17 protein-coding genes are annotated in these 17147 nt (G+C 61.1%); 5 read left to right on the top strand and 12 right to left on the bottom strand.

The features are described 5' to 3' along the window. The first annotated feature begins 44 nt into the window (after positions 1-44). On the top strand, positions 45-1715 hold the full coding sequence (gene hflX / locus HUV26_RS14155; RefSeq protein ID WP_174410854.1) for a GTPase HflX: 1671 nt from the start codon (positions 45-47) through the stop codon (positions 1713-1715). Positions 1716-1995: 280 nt separating this feature from the next. Here the strand turns inward: hflX and moaC are convergent, their stop codons facing one another. The 4 genes from moaC to HUV26_RS14135 form a co-directional block, all read right to left on the bottom strand. Further along, on the bottom strand, positions 1996-2493 hold the full coding sequence (gene moaC, locus HUV26_RS14150; protein WP_174410784.1) for a cyclic pyranopterin monophosphate synthase MoaC: 498 nt from the start codon (positions 2491-2493) through the stop codon (positions 1996-1998). A gap of 3 nt (positions 2494-2496) precedes the next feature. Then, on the bottom strand, positions 2497-3624 hold the full coding sequence (gene dnaJ / locus HUV26_RS14145; protein WP_174410783.1) for a molecular chaperone DnaJ: 1128 nt from the start codon (positions 3622-3624) through the stop codon (positions 2497-2499). A gap of 9 nt (positions 3625-3633) precedes the next feature. After that, positions 3634-3864: a DNA-directed RNA polymerase subunit omega gene (gene rpoZ, locus HUV26_RS14140; RefSeq protein WP_174410782.1), complete on the bottom strand. Its 231-nt coding sequence runs from the start codon at positions 3862-3864 to the stop codon at positions 3634-3636. Between the two features lie 262 nt (positions 3865-4126). Continuing rightward, complete coding sequence (locus tag HUV26_RS14135; protein ID WP_174410781.1) at positions 4127-5455, bottom strand: DUF4340 domain-containing protein; 1329 nt, start codon at positions 5453-5455, stop codon at positions 4127-4129. 286 nt (positions 5456-5741) lie between these two features. Here HUV26_RS14135 and HUV26_RS14130 point away from each other — a divergent pair, with 286 nt between their 5' ends. Both HUV26_RS14130 and HUV26_RS14125 read left to right on the top strand, forming a co-directional pair. After that, complete coding sequence (locus tag HUV26_RS14130) at positions 5742-6494, top strand: tRNA lysidine(34) synthetase (RefSeq protein ID WP_174410780.1); 753 nt, start codon at positions 5742-5744, stop codon at positions 6492-6494. Positions 6495-6579: 85 nt separating this feature from the next. Continuing rightward, positions 6580-7485, top strand: a complete 906-nt coding sequence (locus tag HUV26_RS14125; RefSeq protein WP_174410779.1) for a M23 family metallopeptidase — start codon at positions 6580-6582, stop codon at positions 7483-7485. A 143-nt stretch (positions 7486-7628) separates the two neighbouring features. Here HUV26_RS14125 and HUV26_RS14120 read toward each other — a convergent pair whose 3' ends face one another. From HUV26_RS14120 to HUV26_RS14105, 4 genes are all read right to left on the bottom strand, one after another. Beyond that, on the bottom strand, positions 7629-8126 hold the full coding sequence (locus HUV26_RS14120; RefSeq protein ID WP_174410853.1) for an adenylyltransferase/cytidyltransferase family protein: 498 nt from the start codon (positions 8124-8126) through the stop codon (positions 7629-7631). Positions 8127-8265: 139 nt separating this feature from the next. Then, positions 8266-9063, bottom strand: a complete 798-nt coding sequence (locus HUV26_RS14115; RefSeq protein WP_174410778.1) for a YkgJ family cysteine cluster protein — start codon at positions 9061-9063, stop codon at positions 8266-8268. Positions 9064-9165: 102 nt separating this feature from the next. Continuing rightward, positions 9166-10158, bottom strand: a complete 993-nt coding sequence (trpS, locus tag HUV26_RS14110; RefSeq protein WP_174410777.1) for a tryptophan--tRNA ligase — start codon at positions 10156-10158, stop codon at positions 9166-9168. 34 nt (positions 10159-10192) lie between these two features. Continuing rightward, the gene (locus tag HUV26_RS14105; RefSeq protein ID WP_174410776.1) at positions 10193-10864 is read right to left on the bottom strand and encodes a site-2 protease family protein; all 672 of its coding nucleotides are present in this window, start codon (positions 10862-10864) and stop codon (positions 10193-10195) included. A gap of 202 nt (positions 10865-11066) precedes the next feature. On the opposite strand from HUV26_RS14105, the gene HUV26_RS14100 reads away from it, so the two are divergent. Then, entirely contained in the window at positions 11067-11567 is a 501-nt protein-coding gene (locus HUV26_RS14100) for an Lrp/AsnC family transcriptional regulator (protein WP_174410775.1), read from the top strand. A gap of 221 nt (positions 11568-11788) precedes the next feature. Continuing rightward, positions 11789-12385 (top strand): SagB/ThcOx family dehydrogenase, encoded by a 597-nt coding sequence (locus HUV26_RS14095; protein WP_174410774.1) that lies wholly within the window; start codon positions 11789-11791, stop codon positions 12383-12385. A 90-nt stretch (positions 12386-12475) separates the two neighbouring features. Here HUV26_RS14095 and HUV26_RS14090 read toward each other — a convergent pair whose 3' ends face one another. The 4 genes from HUV26_RS14090 to fliF are packed head-to-tail and all read right to left on the bottom strand — an operon-like array spanning position 12476 to position 17114. Continuing rightward, positions 12476-13792 carry a FliI/YscN family ATPase gene (locus HUV26_RS14090; protein WP_174410773.1) on the bottom strand — a complete coding sequence of 439 codons (1317 nt, stop codon included), beginning with the start codon at positions 13790-13792 and terminating at the stop codon, positions 12476-12478. Continuing rightward, positions 13789-14517: a FliH/SctL family protein gene (locus HUV26_RS14085; protein ID WP_174410772.1), complete on the bottom strand. Its 729-nt coding sequence runs from the start codon at positions 14515-14517 to the stop codon at positions 13789-13791. The genes HUV26_RS14090 and HUV26_RS14085 overlap by 4 nt, the downstream gene beginning before the upstream one ends. After that, entirely contained in the window at positions 14504-15454 is a 951-nt protein-coding gene (gene fliG / locus HUV26_RS14080) for a flagellar motor switch protein FliG (RefSeq protein ID WP_243451406.1), read from the bottom strand. Before fliG ends, HUV26_RS14085 begins: the two co-directional genes overlap by 14 nt. 34 nt (positions 15455-15488) lie before the next feature. Further along, positions 15489-17114, bottom strand: coding sequence for a flagellar basal-body MS-ring/collar protein FliF (gene fliF, locus HUV26_RS14075; RefSeq protein WP_174410770.1), 1626 nt, complete (start codon positions 17112-17114; stop codon positions 15489-15491). Positions 17115-17147: the final 33 nt, after the last annotated feature.

Raw genomic sequence — 17147 nt, 5'->3', positions numbered from 1 at the left:
TAGCCTCTGTTCTCGGAAATATTCAAGGGCTTAAGCCCAGTCAGATCAAGGCACTGCAACGCCTGTATACCCGCAGGTATCCGGCGCAGGGCGGCTATACGCCCGAGCAGGCACGGGAGATTGCCGCCCTTTCGCGCAGCATTGCGCGGCAGGTGGGGCTGCTCATAGACAGGCAGGGGCGGGCGCAACTGGTCATCGTGGGCGACACCGGGGCCATATACATACCGGAGCTTCCCCGCTCGCGGCAGGGAACAGCGCGCCTGCGCGGGCTGCGCCTTGTGCATACCCATCTTGCCGATACGCTTCTTTCGCAGGAAGACATGATGGACATGCTTTTTCTGCGGCTGGACTCGGTGGGCGTGCTCACGGTGGATGAGTTCGGCGGGCCGGAACGCTTTCAGTACGCGCATCTGCTGCCCTCTGTGGTAAGTGGCGCAGGGGCGGGAGAGCAGGAAGCGGAACAGGGCGGACGTGCTGCGGATGGAGAAGAGGGCGAAAACAAGGGGTACCGGGTTTTTCCCGCTGTGCCGTGGGACCGGGTGGATGCAGACTTCAACGCACTGACCGAGGCGCTGGAAGATGAAATGGCGCGCGCCCTTTCCGACGCACGGGTGGCGGACGGCGACGGCGAGCGGGCAGTGCTGGTGAGCGTGGGCACGCAGCCGCGCAGCCTGCAGGAGCTGTATCTGGACGAGTTACAGGAGCTGGCGCGCACGGCGGGTATTGCCGTGGTGGGGCGCATAGTGCAGCGCGTGCCGCAGGTGAACCACAAGCTCATACTCGGCAAGGGCAAGCTGGCAGAGCTGGAAGTGCTGTGCCTGCAGGGTAACGCGGGGATGGTGGTCTTTGACGGTGAGCTTGCTCCCGCGCAGTTGCGTAACCTTACCGATGCCACGGAGCGCAAGGTGCTGGACCGTACCCAGCTTATTCTGGATATCTTTGCCCAGCACGCCACCTCGCGGGCGGGCAAGCTCCAGGTGGAAATGGCGCAGTTGCAGTATACCATGCCCCGTCTGGTGGGTAAGAACAGGGCCATGGACAGGCTTATGGGCGGCATAGGGGGGCGCGGTCCCGGTGAGACCAAGCTGGAGACGGACCGGCGCAAGATACGTGACCGTATAAGCCGCATTAAGGGCGAACTGGAAACGCTGCGCAGGCAGCGCGGTTATGCGCGCGACCGCAGGGCAAAGGCGCGTGTACCTGTGGCGGCATTGGTGGGGTATACCAATGCGGGCAAGTCCACCACGCTGAACACGCTGACCCATTCGGACGTGCTGGCGGAAAACAAACTTTTTGCCACGCTGGACCCCACCACCCGACGGCTGCGTTTTCCGCAGGAGCGGGAACTTATTCTCACGGACACGGTGGGCTTCATCCGCAACCTGCCCAAGGAGCTCAAGGAGGCGTTTGAAGCCACCCTTGAGGAGCTGGAGGCGGCGGACCTGCTTATCCACGTGGCGGATGCCGGGCACCCGGAGGTGGAGCGGCAGATTCAGGCCGTGGAGTCCATTCTCACGGACATGCAGCTGCACGAGATTCCCTCTGTGCTGGTGCTGAACAAGTGGGATATGCTGGACGATGAGGCGCGGTTCGCGCTGCGGCAGGCGCACCCGCAGGCCATATGCATCTGCGCCCGCACGGGAGAAGGGCTGGACGGGCTTTCTGCCGCCATCATCAGCCGCATTGACTGGGAACGGGGCATGGTGGTTGCGTAGCTGCCCGTCCGGTGGGCAACGGTTTTCTGCTGCATTGCCGCCGGGTTCTGATGTTCCCTGAACTGGCCCGCATTTAAAGCGCCGCCAGAACTGGACGGAATTGCACCGGACCGGCACCCGACGAGCACCGGACTGGCGACGGAATGGCCCGGGCTTGTCCAATGCGCCTGAATACGTCTGAACTGGACTTGAGCCGGGTCAGCAAAGAATGAAAAACCGAAGGCCCGTCCCATTGCGGGGCGGGCCTTCAGCACTTTGTCCGTTGTCCGGTTTCGGGAGGCTATTCTGCGCGAAACTCTCCGCTCTTGCCGCCTGCCTTGTAGACGAGACGGCAGTCGCGGATGACAATATCTTTCTGAACGGCCTTGCACATGTCGTAGATGGTCATGGCGGCGGTCTGGGCGGCCACAAGGGCTTCCATCTCCACACCGGTCTGGCCCGTGGTGCGCGCTTCCGCCTCTATGAGTATGCGGCCTGCGGGGCAGGTGTCGTCCGGGTCTGCCACGGTGAAGCGGACGTCCGCATAGCTGAGGAACAGCGGGTGGCACAGGGGGATAAGCTCGGACGTGCGTTTGGCGGCCATGATGCCCGCCACCTTGGCGGTGGTGAGCACATCGCCTTTGGGCAGTGCCTGCCGCTTAAGCAGGTCCAGCGTGGCGGGCGAAACCTCCACCACGGTGCGCACTATGGCCACGCGGCGCGAATCTGCCTTGCCGCCTACATCCACCATGGTGATGGAGCCATCATCGTGCATGTGCGAAAAGTCGTTGCCGTTCATGGATTAGTCCACTCCCATGGCCTTGCCGACCTTTTTGAACAGGTTTTTGGCCTTTGTCATGGGCTTGTCGTCCTCCAGCTGAGCGAATTCGCGCAACAGTTCTTCCTGCCGCTTGCTCAGTTTGGTGGGCGTTTTAACCACGATTTCTACCAGCAGGTCGCCGTTGGCCCCGTATCCCAGCGAGGGGAGGCCATAATCGTGCATGCGGAAGATTTCGCCGTTCTGGGTTCCCTTGGGGATTTCCACGGTGATGGGGTCGTCCAGCGTGGGCACCTCTATCCTGTCGCCCAGCGCGGCCTGCACGAAGCTGATTTCCCGCGTGACGATGAGATCCTGCCCGTGGCGGCGGAAGGTCTTGTCCTGCTCTACGGTGATGACCACATACAGGTCGCCGGGAGGGCCGCCGTGGATGCCGGGTTCGCCCTCGCCGCGCAGGCGCAGGCGGTTGCCGGAGTCCACTCCGGCGGGGATGCGCACGGCAAGTTCCTTTATCTCCTGCACGATGCCTGCGCCACGGCAGCGGGGGCAGGGAGAGGAAATGAACTGTCCCGTTCCGTTGCACGCGTGGCAGGGCATGGAGATGGAGAAGGGGCCCTGACTCTGGCGCACCTGCCCTCTGCCTGCGCAGCGGGAACAGGTTTCCGGCTTGGTGCCGGGGGCGGCACCGGAGCCTTCGCATTCCGGGCAGGTGACCTTTTTGGGGATTTTGAGGGTGACCTCGTCTCCCTTTGCCGCCTGCCGAAAACTGATGGACAGGTTGTAGCGCAGGTCCGCGCCTGACTGCGCGCGCGGCCCTCTGGACGCGCCGCCCATGGAAAAGCCGAACAGGTCGCCGAAAATGTCGCCGAACTGGCTGAAAATGTCTTCCGCACTGTGGAAGCCGCCGCCACCGCCGAAGCCGTTTCCGTTCACACCCGCATGGCCGAAGCGGTCATAACGGGCGCGTTTGTCGTCGTCGCGCAGGACATCGTATGCCTCTGCCGCTTCCTTGAACCGGGCTTCGGCATCCGGGTTATCCGGATTTCTGTCCGGATGGAACTCCATGGCCTTCTTGCGGTAGGCTTTCTTGATCTCGTCTTGCGAGGCGTCCCGGCTTACGCCGAGGACTTCGTAGTAGTCACGCTGGCTCATGGCTCGGCATTACTCGGCAGTCTTGGTTTCTTCGGGGGCGGGGGTGTACCATGCGGGGTTGTCGGGCAGCACCTTGCCGGCAGCGATTTCGCGCAGGGCGGTAACCACTTCCTTGTTCTTGCTGTCTACAAGCGGCTTGTAGCCGTCGCGAAACTGGTGGACGCGCTTGATTGCCATCTGAACCAGCAGGAAACGGTTGTCTACGCGTTTCTGACAATCTTCTACTGTGATGCGGGCCATGTGTTGACTCCTTGTATTGAAATGAACAGGGATTCCCCTGCTGTTTCCTTGTGGTTTGGGCGTATCAGGCTTTTTGAGCCGTTAACAGCCTTTTCAGTCCGATGTATACGGTACCCTGCCTGCTGTGCGAACAGTCCTTTCCCCTGCGTAGCCTTTTGTCTGTGGGCTTGAAGCCGGGGCAGGCTTGTTTGCGCGTGCAGCATACCCGCTTTGAACGTCCTGAGAAAATTCGACCGTCATTTGCCGGGCGTTTGCCGGGTGGTTACCGGGCGGGCAGCCTGCTCAGCAAGTCGTTGAGGAGCAGTCTTTCCACCGGAAACCAGTATTCTTCGCCCTGCACGTGCAGCCAGCAACGGCCGGATACGGCGGGGTCTGTATGAAATTCCACAGTGGCTATGAGCCCGGTGGCAGCGGCGCGCAGTGTCCATGTGAGCACGTGCTGTGCCCCTTCCGGAGCCTTTGCCTGCGGTGTGTCCACAAACTGGATGGCCCCGAGCCGCCACAGGATGACGTCCAGTCCTGTGAGCTCTTTGCCGGAATCCCGGTCCCGCCAGCCGTTGTGATCGCGCACCGCCGTGTGGATGCGCGTGCCACCGCCCGTAAGGACGGTGAAAATCTGCTCATCTGCCTGCCCCGGGTCGGCTCCCAGCACGGGGCGCGCCCGCAGGGAATAGGCCGTGACAGCGAGTTTTTGTGCCAGCTCGCCGTCTATGAGAACCGGAGCGTTCTGCCTTGAAAGCCGCGCAATGAACGTTTTGCCGCCATTGCCGTCGTGAAAAATATCCACCGTTTCCGGTGTGTCGGAGCGCCTGGTCCACACGGACAGCCTGAGCTGCGGGTGGGGCGGCGTTTCCGTTGCGTTATCCGCCAGTGCGCGCCCGCGCGCGTTGACCAGCGTGTGCAGGTACATTTCCAGCTTGGGCTGTGCGACCGCGTGGGGACGGTGTTTTTCCGGGGCGGCGAACGAAAAGCCTTCATTCTTGCCGCGCACCACATCCCACACGCCTGTTCCGGGGCCTTCTGCACTTACTCTGGTGACGGCATCCGGCGAATCGGCCCCCACCAGACGCAGGTCATAATAATATTCCACCGGGCGCACGATAAGTTCGCGGTACGATGCGTCCAGCAGGTGCACCTGATCGCCCTGCAGGGAGCTTCTGGCGTATACTGTTCCCGGTCGCGGGCCGTCCGCGCCGAGAACGATGCCCCAGATTTCGTTGCCCAGTAGGGTAATGCTGGTGTCATCGTTGTCCAGACCATACTGGCTTTTTTCGCGGCGCGTATACCGGGACACGTGGTCCAGCGGCGGCCTTCTGGCTATGGTATCCAGCAGGGTCTGCATTTTGGCGGCATCGGCCAGTATGGGCCGCCCGTCCGCAGCGCGCACGTACCACACGCCTTTCTCCGGGGCAAAGATGTATGTTCCCGCTGCAGACTTGACGTCTATGCGCGACAGGGAGGCAAGACGAAGCCCCGGCCATGAAGGGTCGCCCAGCAGAATCATGCCTCTCTGCGTCCATATATGCAGCCCCAGCCCCGCCGCGCTGGCAAGCACGAACAGAACCAGAAAAGCGATGATGTGTCGTTTCATCAATCGTTGCTGAAAAGGCTCCCGGCGGCCTTTCGTATGCGCCAATCGGCGGAGAAAGTGTTATCAGCCCGTTCCCCGGGTTACTGCCCCGGAAAGAGTCGCGCGGGGGAGATGAGAAGTAGTTTGTAACTTCGGGGACGCAATAATGCCAAGCTGCGCAGCATACTCCGCGGGCGTATATGTGTCAACCGCGCAGGAAAGGCCGCCGGGTGAGTGGTTGCGTACCGCCCCGATGCGGGGTACGAAGCCCCTCACCGCTATATTACAAGGTCAGGAACGGAAGAACATGGCACGCGAAAAGCTCAGTTACGCCCAGAAACACTGCGTGAGCAGCGCAGGAAAACTTATGCAGACCACCGGAATGCTCCATCCGGGGGCGCGGGTGGGGATTGCCATGTCCGGCGGCATGGACAGCTGGGTGCTCATGCAGACCCTGCTGCACAGGCGCAGGATTATCCCGTTCAGTTTTGAAATGATGGCACTGCACCTGAACCCGGGGTTTGAACCCGAAAGCCACGCCCCGCTCATTCCGTGGCTGCAGGAGCGGGGTATTGCCTATCATGTGGAGGTCACCGACCACGGACCGCGCGGGCATTCGCCGGAAAACAGGAACAACTCCCCGTGTTTTTTTTGTGCCATGCTGCGGCGGACCCGGCTGTTTGAGCTGTGCCGGGACTACAACCTGACGCATCTTGCCTTTGGGCATAACACGGATGACCTTGTGGGCACCTTTTTTATGAATCTGTACGAGGGCGGCAGTGTGCGCGGCATGTCCATGAAGGAATCGTTCTTCGGCGGCAGGCTGATGGTCATACGCCCGCTCATGCTGGTGGAGAAATCGATCATTGCCAAGTGTGTGCGCCAGTGGGAATTGCCGCTGTGGAGCAACCCGTGCCCTTCTGCCTCCGATTCGCGCCGCAAGGAGGTCATGGACGACTTCTGGGCACTAGCCGCACGTAACAAGGGGCTGCGCCAGAATGTTTTTAACGCCCTGACGCGCTGGCAGCTGGACTTGACACGGGGTGGCAAAGCGAAGTAAAGAGGCGGAGAATTGCTTGAGGATTGCCGTGCGTGCATGGCTTTGGATTTTCTAACTAAAATGCGTGAAAGGGCGAAGCGGAAGCATGCTGTTCAGCAAGTACCACATTGTCATGTTTAGGGAAAATCAGGGCCAGTGCAAGAAGTTTTTTCTGCGCGGCTGGCTGGGGGTTATCCTGCTTGGCATGGTATGCGTCTTTGCCGCCGGTAACGTTGTTTTTTGGCATTATTATACCAGTTATCAGAAGCTTAAGCGTGACTACAGCGTAGCAGAAAAGACGCTGGAAGAGCAGAATAACCAGATCCTGAGCATGGCGAACAAGCTGAAGGGCGTGCAGAGCGATCTGCAGCGCGTACAGCAGTTCAACTCCAAGCTGCGTGTTATGATCAACCTTGAGCAGGATCAGGGTGACGCCACCTCTTCCATGGGTGGTTCCCGCCCCAAAGATTTTTCCGAAAGCTATCTCCCCATACACCGTCAGGAACTGCTGGCGCGCAAGATGCACAGCTTTCTCAACCAGCTGAACACCGAAGTGCGCATGGAAGAGGTGCAGCAGCAGGAACTGATGCAGCAGTTCCGCGAAAACCGCGAACTGCTTGCCTCCACCCCGTCCATATGGCCCTCCGAAGGGTTTGTTTCCTCGCCGTTCGGCATGCGCCGCTCCCCCTTTACGGGCAGGCGTGAATTCCACAAGGGTATAGACATTACCAACCGCAAGGGCACGCCCATCTACGCGCCCGCCAAGGGCACTGTATCGTTCAGCGGCGTGGACGGCGGCTATGGCAACTGCGTGGTTATCAGCCACGGCGACGGCATATCCACCCGCTATGCCCATATGCAGCGGTTTGTGGTCAAAGAGGGGCAGAGCGTGACCCGCGGTGAGCTTATAGGCTACATCGGCAATTCCGGTCGTTCCACCGGGCCGCATCTGCATTACGAAGTGCGTCTGAACGGGGTGTGCGTGAACCCCATGCGCTACATCCTGAACTAACTTTTTCTTCCTAGGCATGTTGAAGCCCCTGCCGGTGAGCAACCGCAGGGGCTTCGGCTCGTTTGCGGGGGCTTATATGCCGCTTGATTATGGGCGCAGAGGAAGAAGGCGTGACGGGGAAGCAGGCGGGAGAGCGCGGCTGTTCAGCGCGTGGCGCGGATGCGTTCCAGCAGGGCGGTGGTGGAAAAGCCGGGAAGCAGGGGCAGGCTGACCACGGTGCCGCCGTCTGCCTCTACAAGGTCGCGGCCCACGATACGGTCCACGGACCAGTCGCCGCCTTTGACAAGTATTTGCGGGCGCACGGCGCGGATAAGTTCGTAGGGGGTGGGTTCTTCGAATTCCGCCACGAAATCGACGGCGGCAAGGTGCGCCAGCACGTAGGCACGCACAGGAAAGGGGTTTACGGGTCGGTCTGTGCCCTTGCCGAGGCTGCGGACGGAGGCATCGCTGTTCAGCCCGAGCACCAGCAGGTCGCCAAGGGCGCGGGCGCGGGCAAGCAGGTCCGCGTGGCCGGGGTGCACGATATCGTAGCAGCCGTTGGTGAAGACGATGCGTCTGCCCCTGTGCGGGGCAAGGGCCGCAAGCAGGGCATCGCGCCGTGCGGCGCTGAATACGGCGGGATGGTCGGGCACGGGCGGCATGGTGTGCCCGTTGCAACCCTGAGCCGTTTCCGGTGCGGGCAGGGTGTCGTTACTCTCTGTGGCGGGTTTTTGCTGGGGCATGTGTCTGCTCCGGGGCGGTTTTGCGCCTGATTGTGAGTCCGGGGCGGTGCGCTGGCCGCTACGCCTTGACGGTCAGCGTGCCGTTGCCGCCGTAGAGAACCAGTTCCAGCCAGTCGAATCCGAATTCCAGCCGGGCGGTCTCATCTTCCAGAATCCGTGCCTTGCGTTCTTCCGTCAGGTCCAGCCGGTCCAGCAGACCCATGCTGCGGATGAATCCTTCAAAGCGGTCCAGCTGGTACAGGGAGAGCGTGCACAGGGTGGCGTGCTTTTGCGCAAGGACACGGCCTGTGCGTTGCTGCAGTGCCATGAGGTGCATGTAGCGGTCGTTGAGCCGGTTGTATTCCGTGAGTTCCTGATCCCTGAGCCATGTTTCCGTGGTCCATTCCGCAGGCTCGGAGAAACCGAGACAGTGGGGTTCCTGCACAAGGAAATACTGCTCAAGCGGGTTTCCGGCATCATCTTCGCGGGTGGCGCGGCCCAGCGGGTAGGTGCGGCATGCAGCGGAACGGCCCGGATAGACCGTGCAGCCCGCAGGGGAAAGGAAGAAGCAGGCGCGGTCCGGCGAGGGGCTCATTTTGAGGTGGAGCACCGGGTAGCCCGAGGGGTATTGGCCCACCGTGGTGTACACGCCGATGAATTCTTCGCTGTCTATGCCCAGTTCCTGCCGCAGGCGCAGCACGTCATAGGGGGCGAGGGGCATGTTCAGGTCGTGGCAGCAGGCATTGAAACAGGCCACCTTGGGGTGGCAGGCGAAGCGGAAGGACTGGCCGGGTTTGATTTCCGGCAGGCTGTCCAGAAACGCCTGTGTTGCTTCGGCATCGGGGGCGGCGTGGTCGTTATGTGCGGGGTCGTTCATATACCCTCCGTGCGCTGGGTGGCTGTTTGTACCTTGTGGAATGGAGTATTCATCGTACGGTTGCGCGCTCCGGGCGGGCGGACCTGCCCGGAGCGCGGGCCGTTAGAAGTCGAAATGGAAGTGCCTGCGCACGCCTTCCATGGTTTCCTGTGCCTGTGCCCGTGCCCTGTCTGTGCCGTGCATGATGATATCGCGCACCAGCTGGGGCTTTTCTTCAAGCGCCCTGCGGCGCTCCTGAATGGGGGCGAGGAAACGTTCCAGCGAGGCAAGCAGGATTTTTTTACAGTCCACGCAGCCGAGGGTGGCGGTGGTGCAGCCGCTGCAGATTTCTGCCTGCGTGGCTTCGTCGGTCATGAGCACGTGGTAGGGGAACAGGTTGCAGACCTTGGGGTCGCCGGGGTCGGTCTTGCGCAGGCGGTTCTGGTCTGTGAGCATGCCGCGGACCTTGGGAGTAATTTCCTCCATGGTTTCGCGCAGGTAGATGGAGTTGTTGTAGCTCTTGGACATCTTGCGGCCGTCCAGACCGGGGAGCTTGGCTTCCGGGGTAAGGCGGGCCTGCGGTTCGGGGAAGAATTCGGTGCCGTACAGGTAGTTGAAGCGGCGGGCGATTTCGCGCGTCATCTCAACATGGGGCAGCTGGTCCTGACCCACCGGAACCCACTGGGGGCGGTACATGAGAATGTCTGTGGCCATGAGCACGGGGTAGCCGAGGAACCCGTAGTTGCCGAGATCCTTGTTGGTGATCTGCTCGCGCTGTTCCTTGTAGGTGGGGCAGCGTTCCAGCCAGCCCAGCGGGGTGATCATGCCGAACAGGAGGTTCAGTTCCGCGTGTTCCTTGACCAGCGACTGCTGGAAGATGACGCACTCTTCAGGATTCAGGCCGGAGGCCACCCAGTCTTTGACCAGTTCGGGGACGAATTCCTTGATGCGGGCGGGGTCTGCAAAGTCGCTGGTAAGGGCGTGCCAGTCTGCCACGAAGAAGAAGCAGTCCATCTCCTTCTGCATGTCCACCCAGTTTCTTATTACGCCGAAATAGTGGCCAAGATGCAGCGGGCCGGTGGGCCGCATGCCGGATACAGTGCGCTGTCGGGTCATCGGGGAGTCCTCCGGAAGAATGGGAATGGCGCGGCTATAAGCCGATGAGTACGGAAATAAGGCCGACGGAGCCGTCTACAAGGGGCCAGACCACCTTGCCCAGCAGTCCCGTCGCCAGAAGAATCATGACAATGATCAGGCCGTAGCGTTCCACGCTGAGATAGGAATAGACCATGCGCGGAGGCATGAACCCGGCGGCTATTTTGCTGCCGTCCAGCGGGGGCACGGGCATGAGGTTGAACCAGCACAGGGTGAGGTTAATCCAGACGCCTGCCCTGCACATGGCAATAAGAAATTCCTGCACGCCGCTGACAGGCATGCCCGGAATGGCGGCACTGCCTGCTGCGAGCTTGTAGCCCACGGCAAAGGCGATGGCGAGCAGGAAGTTTGTGGCCGGACCTGCGGCGGAAACCCACATCATGCCCTGCCGGGGATTGCGGAAATAGCGCGGATTAACAGGCACGGGCTTGGCCCAGCCGATGACGAAGGGGCTGGTGAGGGCCGTGAGGATGAACACCATTGTGCCCATGGGGTCTATGTGCGGCACGGGATTGAGCGTAAGCCTGCCGAGCTGCTTGGCGGTGGGATCGCCGTGCCGGTAGGCCACCCAGCCATGAGCGGCCTCGTGAAACACGATGCCTGCCAGCATGGGGATGAGGGCGATGGAAATTTTGCGTATACTGAGTGCTATATCGAGGTCAAACATGCTTGCGGCTATCATGAACGGTGGGGCAGGGCAAGCAAAACGCGGCCCCGGTGTTTGTGCGGGGCACCCCAAACGCTGCGCCGGGAGGTGTATTGTGCCGGGCGGGGCAGGCAGTTTGCCCTGCGTATCCGTTCTGCCGGTACATCTGGTCTGCAAAGGGCGTGCTTGACGGTGGGGCCGCATGTGTCTATCAGTCGGCAGTATGAAGCAGGCAATTCAGATTGACGAGAAAAACAGGCGGATTCTGACAATTCTTCAGGAGAACGCCCGTGTTTCCAACGCCGAGATTGCGCGGCAGCTGGGCATGACCACCTCTGCCGTGTTTGAGCGCATCCGCAAGATGGAAGAGCGCGGGATCATTCGCGGGTATTCCGTACAGGTGGAGCCCGCCGCATTGGGGCTGCCCCTTTCTGCCTTTGTGAGCGTGAAGATCAATCCGCACCGTCTTGCGCCGGAAGTGGGCAGGGCCATAGCGGAGATAGAAGGGGTGGAAGAGGCCTACCACCTGACCGGAGAGGAATGCTTTCTGGCCCGCATCCGGTGCAGCGACACGGATTCGCTGGAACGTATTCTCATGCAGATAAACGACATAGAGCCGGTGTATGCCACGCGGACAGTGATTATTCTGCGCAGTGCCAAGGAAATTTCCGGCGCGCTGCTCTCTTCCGTGGTGGGCGGGCTGGGAGCCGGCGAGGGCGCGTAGCGCCTGCCTAATTACCGCGTCTGCGGTATTTGTCGCGCCTGTCGAATTTGCCGTACCTTGCCGTGTCTGTCGTGTCAGTTGCTCCTGTCGCGCTAATGACGCCGGGCGAGGTGTCCGCCAGTATCAGGCGGTATCCGCCAGTATATAGCGGAGCGCGCCGCTGCCGGAAGACTTTGCGATCATACGTATGCACAACCGAACTTGAGCCAAAGGTGGAACATATGCGATTTCCCGAACCGATGATGGAAGGCCCGCTTTCTGTGGAGACAGCTCTTGCCAACCGCCGTTCCGTGCGGGAATACGCGGATGAACCGCTGACTCCGGATTCGCTGGGGCAACTGCTCTGGGCCGTGTACGGGGTGAGCGAGGAAGGCCCGTGGAACCGCCGCACCGTGCCTTCGCACGCCGCGCTTTATTCAATGGATGTGTATGTGGTGGCGGGCAGCGTGGAAGGGCTGGAGCCGGGCGTGTACCGGTATGACGCGCTCAGCCATTCGCTGGAAGAGGTGCAGGAGGGTGACCTGCGTGCCGAAGTGGCGGAAGTGTGCCTTGAGCAGGACTGGATGGAAGCCGCACCCGTGATACTGGTGCTTGCGGCGTCGTTTGAGCGCATTCAGCAGAAGTTCGGGGAGCGCGGCGTGGCCTATGCGTTTTTTGAGGCGGGGCACATGTCGCAGAGCTGCTACCTGCAGGCCGAATCGCTTGGGCTGGGCACCACCTGCGTGGGCGGGTTCCGCGAAGAGGAGCTTATAGACCTGCTCGACCTACCCCCGGACCATCACCCCATGCTGGTCATGCCCGTGGGGTGGAAGGTGTAGGGGGGAGCAAAGACAACAGAAAACGACGGACGGCCTTGGGGCTGTCCGTTTTTTTTTGGGCCGGGGACTGCGATGGAAGAACTGGGGGGGCTACGCTTCCGTCAGTTGCTGCATTTCCGCGAAGCTCTGCTCAAGGGGGCAGGGTTCGGAGACGTTTTGTTGCAGGAAGTGGTTGATGCGGGGGACCATGGTGATGGCGCGGTCTATGTCCGGGTTGGAGCCTTGGGCGTAGGCGCCGATATTGATCATGTCTTCCACGCGCTGGAAGGTGGCAAGGTGCCGGGTAATCACGCGTCCGGCGGTGACGATCTCCTGCGGGCAGATGTCTGCGCGCAGGCGTGAGACGGACTTGAGCACGTCTATGGACGGGTAGTGCCCCTGATCCGCAAGGTCGCGGGTGAGGACGATGTGGCCGTCCAGAATGGACCGCACGGCGTCGGCGATGGGTTCGTTGAAGTCGTCGCCGTCTACCAGCACGGTGTAAATGCCGGTGATGGTGCCGTGCTCGTTGCGTCCGGCGCGTTCCAGCAGTTTGGGCAGTTGGGCAAACACAGACGGCGTGTAGCCCTTTGTGGTGGGTGGTTCGCCCACGGCAAGGCCTATTTCGCGGGCCGCCATGGCAAAGCGCGTGACGGAGTCCATCATGAGCAGGACGTCTTTGCCCTGATCGCGGAAGAATTCCGCCACGGCGGTGGCGGCATAGGCGGCGCGCATGCGCACAAGGGGCGACTGGTCGGACGTGGCGATGACAAGCACGGAACGGGCCATACCCTCCGGGCCAAGGTCCTTTTCCATGAATTCCACCACCTCGCGCCCGCGTTCACCCACAAGGGCGATGACGTTTACATCTGCCTTGGTGTAGCGCGCCATCATGCCCATGAGTGTGGACTTGCCCACGCCCGAACCTGCCATAATGCCCACGCGCTGGCCTTTGCCCAGCGTGAGCAGGCTGTTTATGGAGCGTATGCCCACGTCCAGCGGTTCATCAATGCGGGGGCGGAGCAGGGGGTTGGGTGGTTCGGCATACAGAGGGTTGTAGCCGCCTGTGAGCAGGGGGTGGCTTTCTCCCGCCTTCATCTCTGCGCCGAAGGCATCGAAGGCCTTGCCGAGCAGGTCGTCACCCACGGGAAATACCGGGGGCAGACTGGAGTTGCGGATGAGCGCGCCGGGGCTTATGCCGCGCAGGTCGCCGTATGGCATGAACAGCAGGTTGCCATCACGAAAGCCTACCACTTCGGCCGGTACGGCAGCGGCCTCGCCGCCGGGAAGAATTTGGCACACGGACCCCAGAGGTGCCTTTATCCCGCAGCCTTCCGCCACCAGCCCCACCACCTTGTTCACTTTGCCGTAGGCCTGCGCCGTGTTCAGGTTTTGCAGCATGTCCAGCGCGCCACGGGGGTCTATCATACACCGTCTCCGGGAATGACAAGCTGTTCGAGGATCTGGTCTACCAGCGCGTAGCGCGTTTCCAGCGTGCTATCCACCATGCCGTCGCGGCTTTCCACCACCAGCCCGCCGGGGCCGATTTCTGCGTCTGCCCGCACGCTCCACGCTTCCAGGCCGGTGTGGTGCTTGCGCGAGGTTTCCAAGATGTCGCGCACGGCGGGCTCGTCTTCGGGATTGACGCGGATGACCAGCTTGCGCTGGCTGTCCAGCGTTTCCACGGCCTTGGCGAGAACTGCTTCCAGAATGCGTGCGCGGTCTTCGGCAATTTCCAGCTCCACGGCGCGCCGCACGGACGCCCGCAGCAGGGTGACAAGATCCTGACGCCAGCGGAAGAAGATGCCGGAACATTGGCCCTGTATAGCTCCAAGCACACCGGATACGGAGTCGGACATGGTCCGGCGGAATTCGTCCAGTTCCTGCTGTGCCTGCCCAAGGCCATCGTTGTAGCCCTGTTCCATGGCCTCGCGGCGGATGTTCTCTGCCTCCACGCGGGCCTGTTCCAGCATTTCTGCGGCACGCATGGCGGCGCGGGCGCGAACCCGCTCCATGTAATTGGCTTCTGTCTCCGCATCCCACTGCATGGAGCGCGAGCCTTCCACCTGATGGATCTGGCGTTCGTCTGTGCGGGCGGGGCCCATGAAGATGGTGCCCCATTTGGAGGTCTGGGTAGAATCAGACGAAGACATCTCCACCTCCGCGTCCTATGGCGATACGTCCTTCCACTTCCAGCCTGCGGACAACCTTGACAATATTCTGCTGGGCGTTTTCCACGTCCGAGAGGCGCGTGGGGCCCATGATTTCCAAGTCTTCCCGGATCATGGTGGCTGCACGTTCGGACATGTTCTTGAAGAAACGCTCCTTGAGGTCGTCCGATGCGCCGCGCAGGGCCATGGTCATATCTTCGTTGGAGATTTCCTTCAGCAGTTCGCGCACTGCGCGGTCGTCCAGTCCGGAAACGTCCTCGAACACGAACATGAGGTTGCGGATATCTTCCGCCATCTGGGCGGATTCTTCCTCGATCTCGGAGAGAACCTCTTCCTCGGTGGCGCGGTCCACGGCGTTGAGGATTTCTGCAACAGCACTGACGCCGCCCACCTTTTTGCCTTCCTTGCCGCCCATGGCGATGAGCTGGCTCTGGAGCACCTTGTCCACTTCCATGAGCATGTCTTCGGGCACGGCTTCCAGTTTGGCGAGGCGCATAAGTATTTCCGGGCGCACGCCTGCGGGCAGGTTGGTGAGCAGTTCCGCCGCCTGTTCCGACTGCAGGTGGCCGAGGATGAGCGCCAGCGTTTGCGGGTGTTCGTTGCGCAGTATCTGGGCGAGAATGCGCGGGCTTACGTTTTCCAGTTCCCGGAAGGGGGCGGGGCCGGTATCCAGGTTCAGGGAGTCCATGATGTACTTGGCGGTTTCGCTGTCCAGATTCTTCATGAGCAGGCGCTTTACGGTGTCTGCGCCGCCGGAGATCATTTCCTGCCCGGAGACAAGGGCGAAATGGAACTCGCGCAGAACATCCTCCACCACTTCTTTGGGAATGGATTCCAGCTCCACCATGGCCTTGGATATTATGGCGATTTCGGACCGGTCCATGCGTTTGAACGCTTCGGACGTGAACTTGTCGCCCATGGCCAGCAGAAGAATGGCTGTCTTTGACGCGCCGCTAAGCTTGTCCGCCACTTTTCGCTCCTTCAGGCTGCTTGAGCCACGACTTCAGTATGCTGACTGCCTGTTCCATATTCTGTTCCGCCAGTTGCATTGCGTGTGCCTTGATGTCTTCTATCTTCTTCAGGGCGTCAAGGGCATCCAGCTCGTCGCCGCCTTCTATGAGTGCCAGACGTTCCTCGCCGGAGGGCAGGCCTTCCAGCCCTTCGACCACGTCGCTAGAATGCACTTTGGGACGGATCATGGCAAGGATGACGGGGCGCACGATCATGATAAGGAACAGGAAGACCAGAAGGGCGTTCAGCAGCGGCTTGCCGAGGCGCATGGCGTAATCCATGACCACTTCGGTGAGGCTGGGTTCGGGCAGGATATCCGGGCCGCCGAAGGAGATGCTGGAGACTTCTATGATGTCGCCGCGTGCCGTGTCGTAGCCCACCGCGCTGGCAACAAGCTGGCGGATGCGGGCAACTTCTTCCTCGCTGCGGGGGGTGAATACATATTCGCCTGTGTCCGCATTCCGGGCATAGGTGCCGTCCAGAATGACCGCCACGGAGAGGCGGCTTACCTCGCCCACGGGGGCAACGATGTTCTGTTCTTCTTTGTTGATTTCGAAGTTGGTGGTGCGTGTTTCACGGGCGGATTCCTGCGAGCTCAGGCCGCCGGTTATGCCGTCGCCCCGGAAGTTGGGGTCCGGGGTGCCCGCTTCCAGGTTGGACTGGCCGCGGGTGGTTTCTTCGCTGCGCTGTTCGGAGCGGACCACGGCGCTTTCCGGGTCGAAAAGTTCCTTGCGGATGGTGCGCTGGGAGAAGTCCAGATCGGCGTTTACCTTGGCAATGACCCGCCCGGCCCCGATAATGGGGAACAGCATTTCCTGAATGCGGCGTTCCATGTCGCGCTGCAGGGTGAGCTTGTTATCAAGCTGGGTGGTGGTCATGCCATGCAGGGTTTCCTCATCACTGGGGTAGTAGAGGATGTTGCCCTTGGTGTCGTTCACGGCGATACGGCTCTTGTCCATACCTTCCACGGCCATGACCACAAGGTTGACGATGGCCATGACGTCTTTCTGTTCCAGCTTCTTGCCGTCCACCATGGTGAGCACCACAGAGGCGGAAGGCTTTTGTTCATCTTCAATGAACAGGCTGCGGTGGGGCACCACAAGGTGCACGCGCGCGCTTTTGATGGCAGGAAATTCGGAAATGGTGCGCGAAAGTTCGCCCTGCATGGCGCGCTGGTAGTTGATCTTCTGGACGAACTCGGTCTGGCCCACCTTCACTTCGTTGAAGATTTCGAAGCCGATGCCTTGTCCCACGAGGCTGCCTTCGCCCGCCACGCGGATACGCAGGTCGTATACACGGTCGGCCGGAACGAGAATGGTGGTGCCGTCATTCGCAAGCTTGTATTTGGTCTTGTCGGCATCCAGAAGCTTGACCACGCGGTTGGCGTCTTCGAGGCTCAGGTTGGTGTAGAGGGTTTTGTAATCCGGCTGGTTCATCCACAGGATGAGGGCGAAGAACACACCGATGACCGCAAGGGCCAGCCCGCCTATGAACACGCGCTGGGAAAGGCTTATCTGGCTCCAGAAGGCTTTGGACTTGTCTACGGCATCGTTGAGAAGGGGAGACATGGGCTACTCCGTGTGCTGTGTGGTGTGAATTGC

The organism is Desulfovibrio psychrotolerans (assembly GCF_013340305.1).
In the GTDB taxonomy this organism is placed as follows: domain Bacteria; phylum Desulfobacterota; class Desulfovibrionia; order Desulfovibrionales; family Desulfovibrionaceae; genus Halodesulfovibrio; species Halodesulfovibrio psychrotolerans.
The sequence above is the reverse complement of the archived record's forward strand: the minus strand, read 5'-3'. Positions and strand labels throughout refer to the sequence as shown.

Coding starts and splice junctions, on each gene's coding strand:
- moaC (WP_174410784.1), bottom strand. CDS start 2,493: ATGAACGGCAACGACTTTTCGCACATGCACGATGATGGCTCCATCACC.
- dnaJ (WP_174410783.1), bottom strand. CDS start 3,624: ATGAGCCAGCGTGACTACTACGAAGTCCTCGGCGTAAGCCGGGACGCC.
- rpoZ (WP_174410782.1), bottom strand. CDS start 3,864: ATGGCCCGCATCACAGTAGAAGATTGTCAGAAACGCGTAGACAACCGT.
- HUV26_RS14135 (WP_174410781.1), bottom strand. CDS start 5,455: ATGAAACGACACATCATCGCTTTTCTGGTTCTGTTCGTGCTTGCCAGC.
- HUV26_RS14130 (WP_174410780.1), top strand. CDS start 5,742: ATGGCACGCGAAAAGCTCAGTTACGCCCAGAAACACTGCGTGAGCAGC.
- HUV26_RS14125 (WP_174410779.1), top strand. CDS start 6,580: ATGCTGTTCAGCAAGTACCACATTGTCATGTTTAGGGAAAATCAGGGC.
- HUV26_RS14120 (WP_174410853.1), bottom strand. CDS start 8,126: ATGCCGCCCGTGCCCGACCATCCCGCCGTATTCAGCGCCGCACGGCGC.
- HUV26_RS14115 (WP_174410778.1), bottom strand. CDS start 9,063: ATGAACGACCCCGCACATAACGACCACGCCGCCCCCGATGCCGAAGCA.
- trpS (WP_174410777.1), bottom strand. CDS start 10,158: ATGACCCGACAGCGCACTGTATCCGGCATGCGGCCCACCGGCCCGCTG.
- HUV26_RS14105 (WP_174410776.1), bottom strand. CDS start 10,864: ATGTTTGACCTCGATATAGCACTCAGTATACGCAAAATTTCCATCGCC.
- HUV26_RS14100 (WP_174410775.1), top strand. CDS start 11,067: ATGAAGCAGGCAATTCAGATTGACGAGAAAAACAGGCGGATTCTGACA.
- HUV26_RS14095 (WP_174410774.1), top strand. CDS start 11,789: ATGCGATTTCCCGAACCGATGATGGAAGGCCCGCTTTCTGTGGAGACA.
- HUV26_RS14090 (WP_174410773.1), bottom strand. CDS start 13,792: ATGATAGACCCCCGTGGCGCGCTGGACATGCTGCAAAACCTGAACACG.
- HUV26_RS14085 (WP_174410772.1), bottom strand. CDS start 14,517: ATGTCTTCGTCTGATTCTACCCAGACCTCCAAATGGGGCACCATCTTC.
- fliG (WP_243451406.1), bottom strand. CDS start 15,454: ATGGGCGACAAGTTCACGTCCGAAGCGTTCAAACGCATGGACCGGTCC.
- fliF (WP_174410770.1), bottom strand. CDS start 17,114: ATGTCTCCCCTTCTCAACGATGCCGTAGACAAGTCCAAAGCCTTCTGG.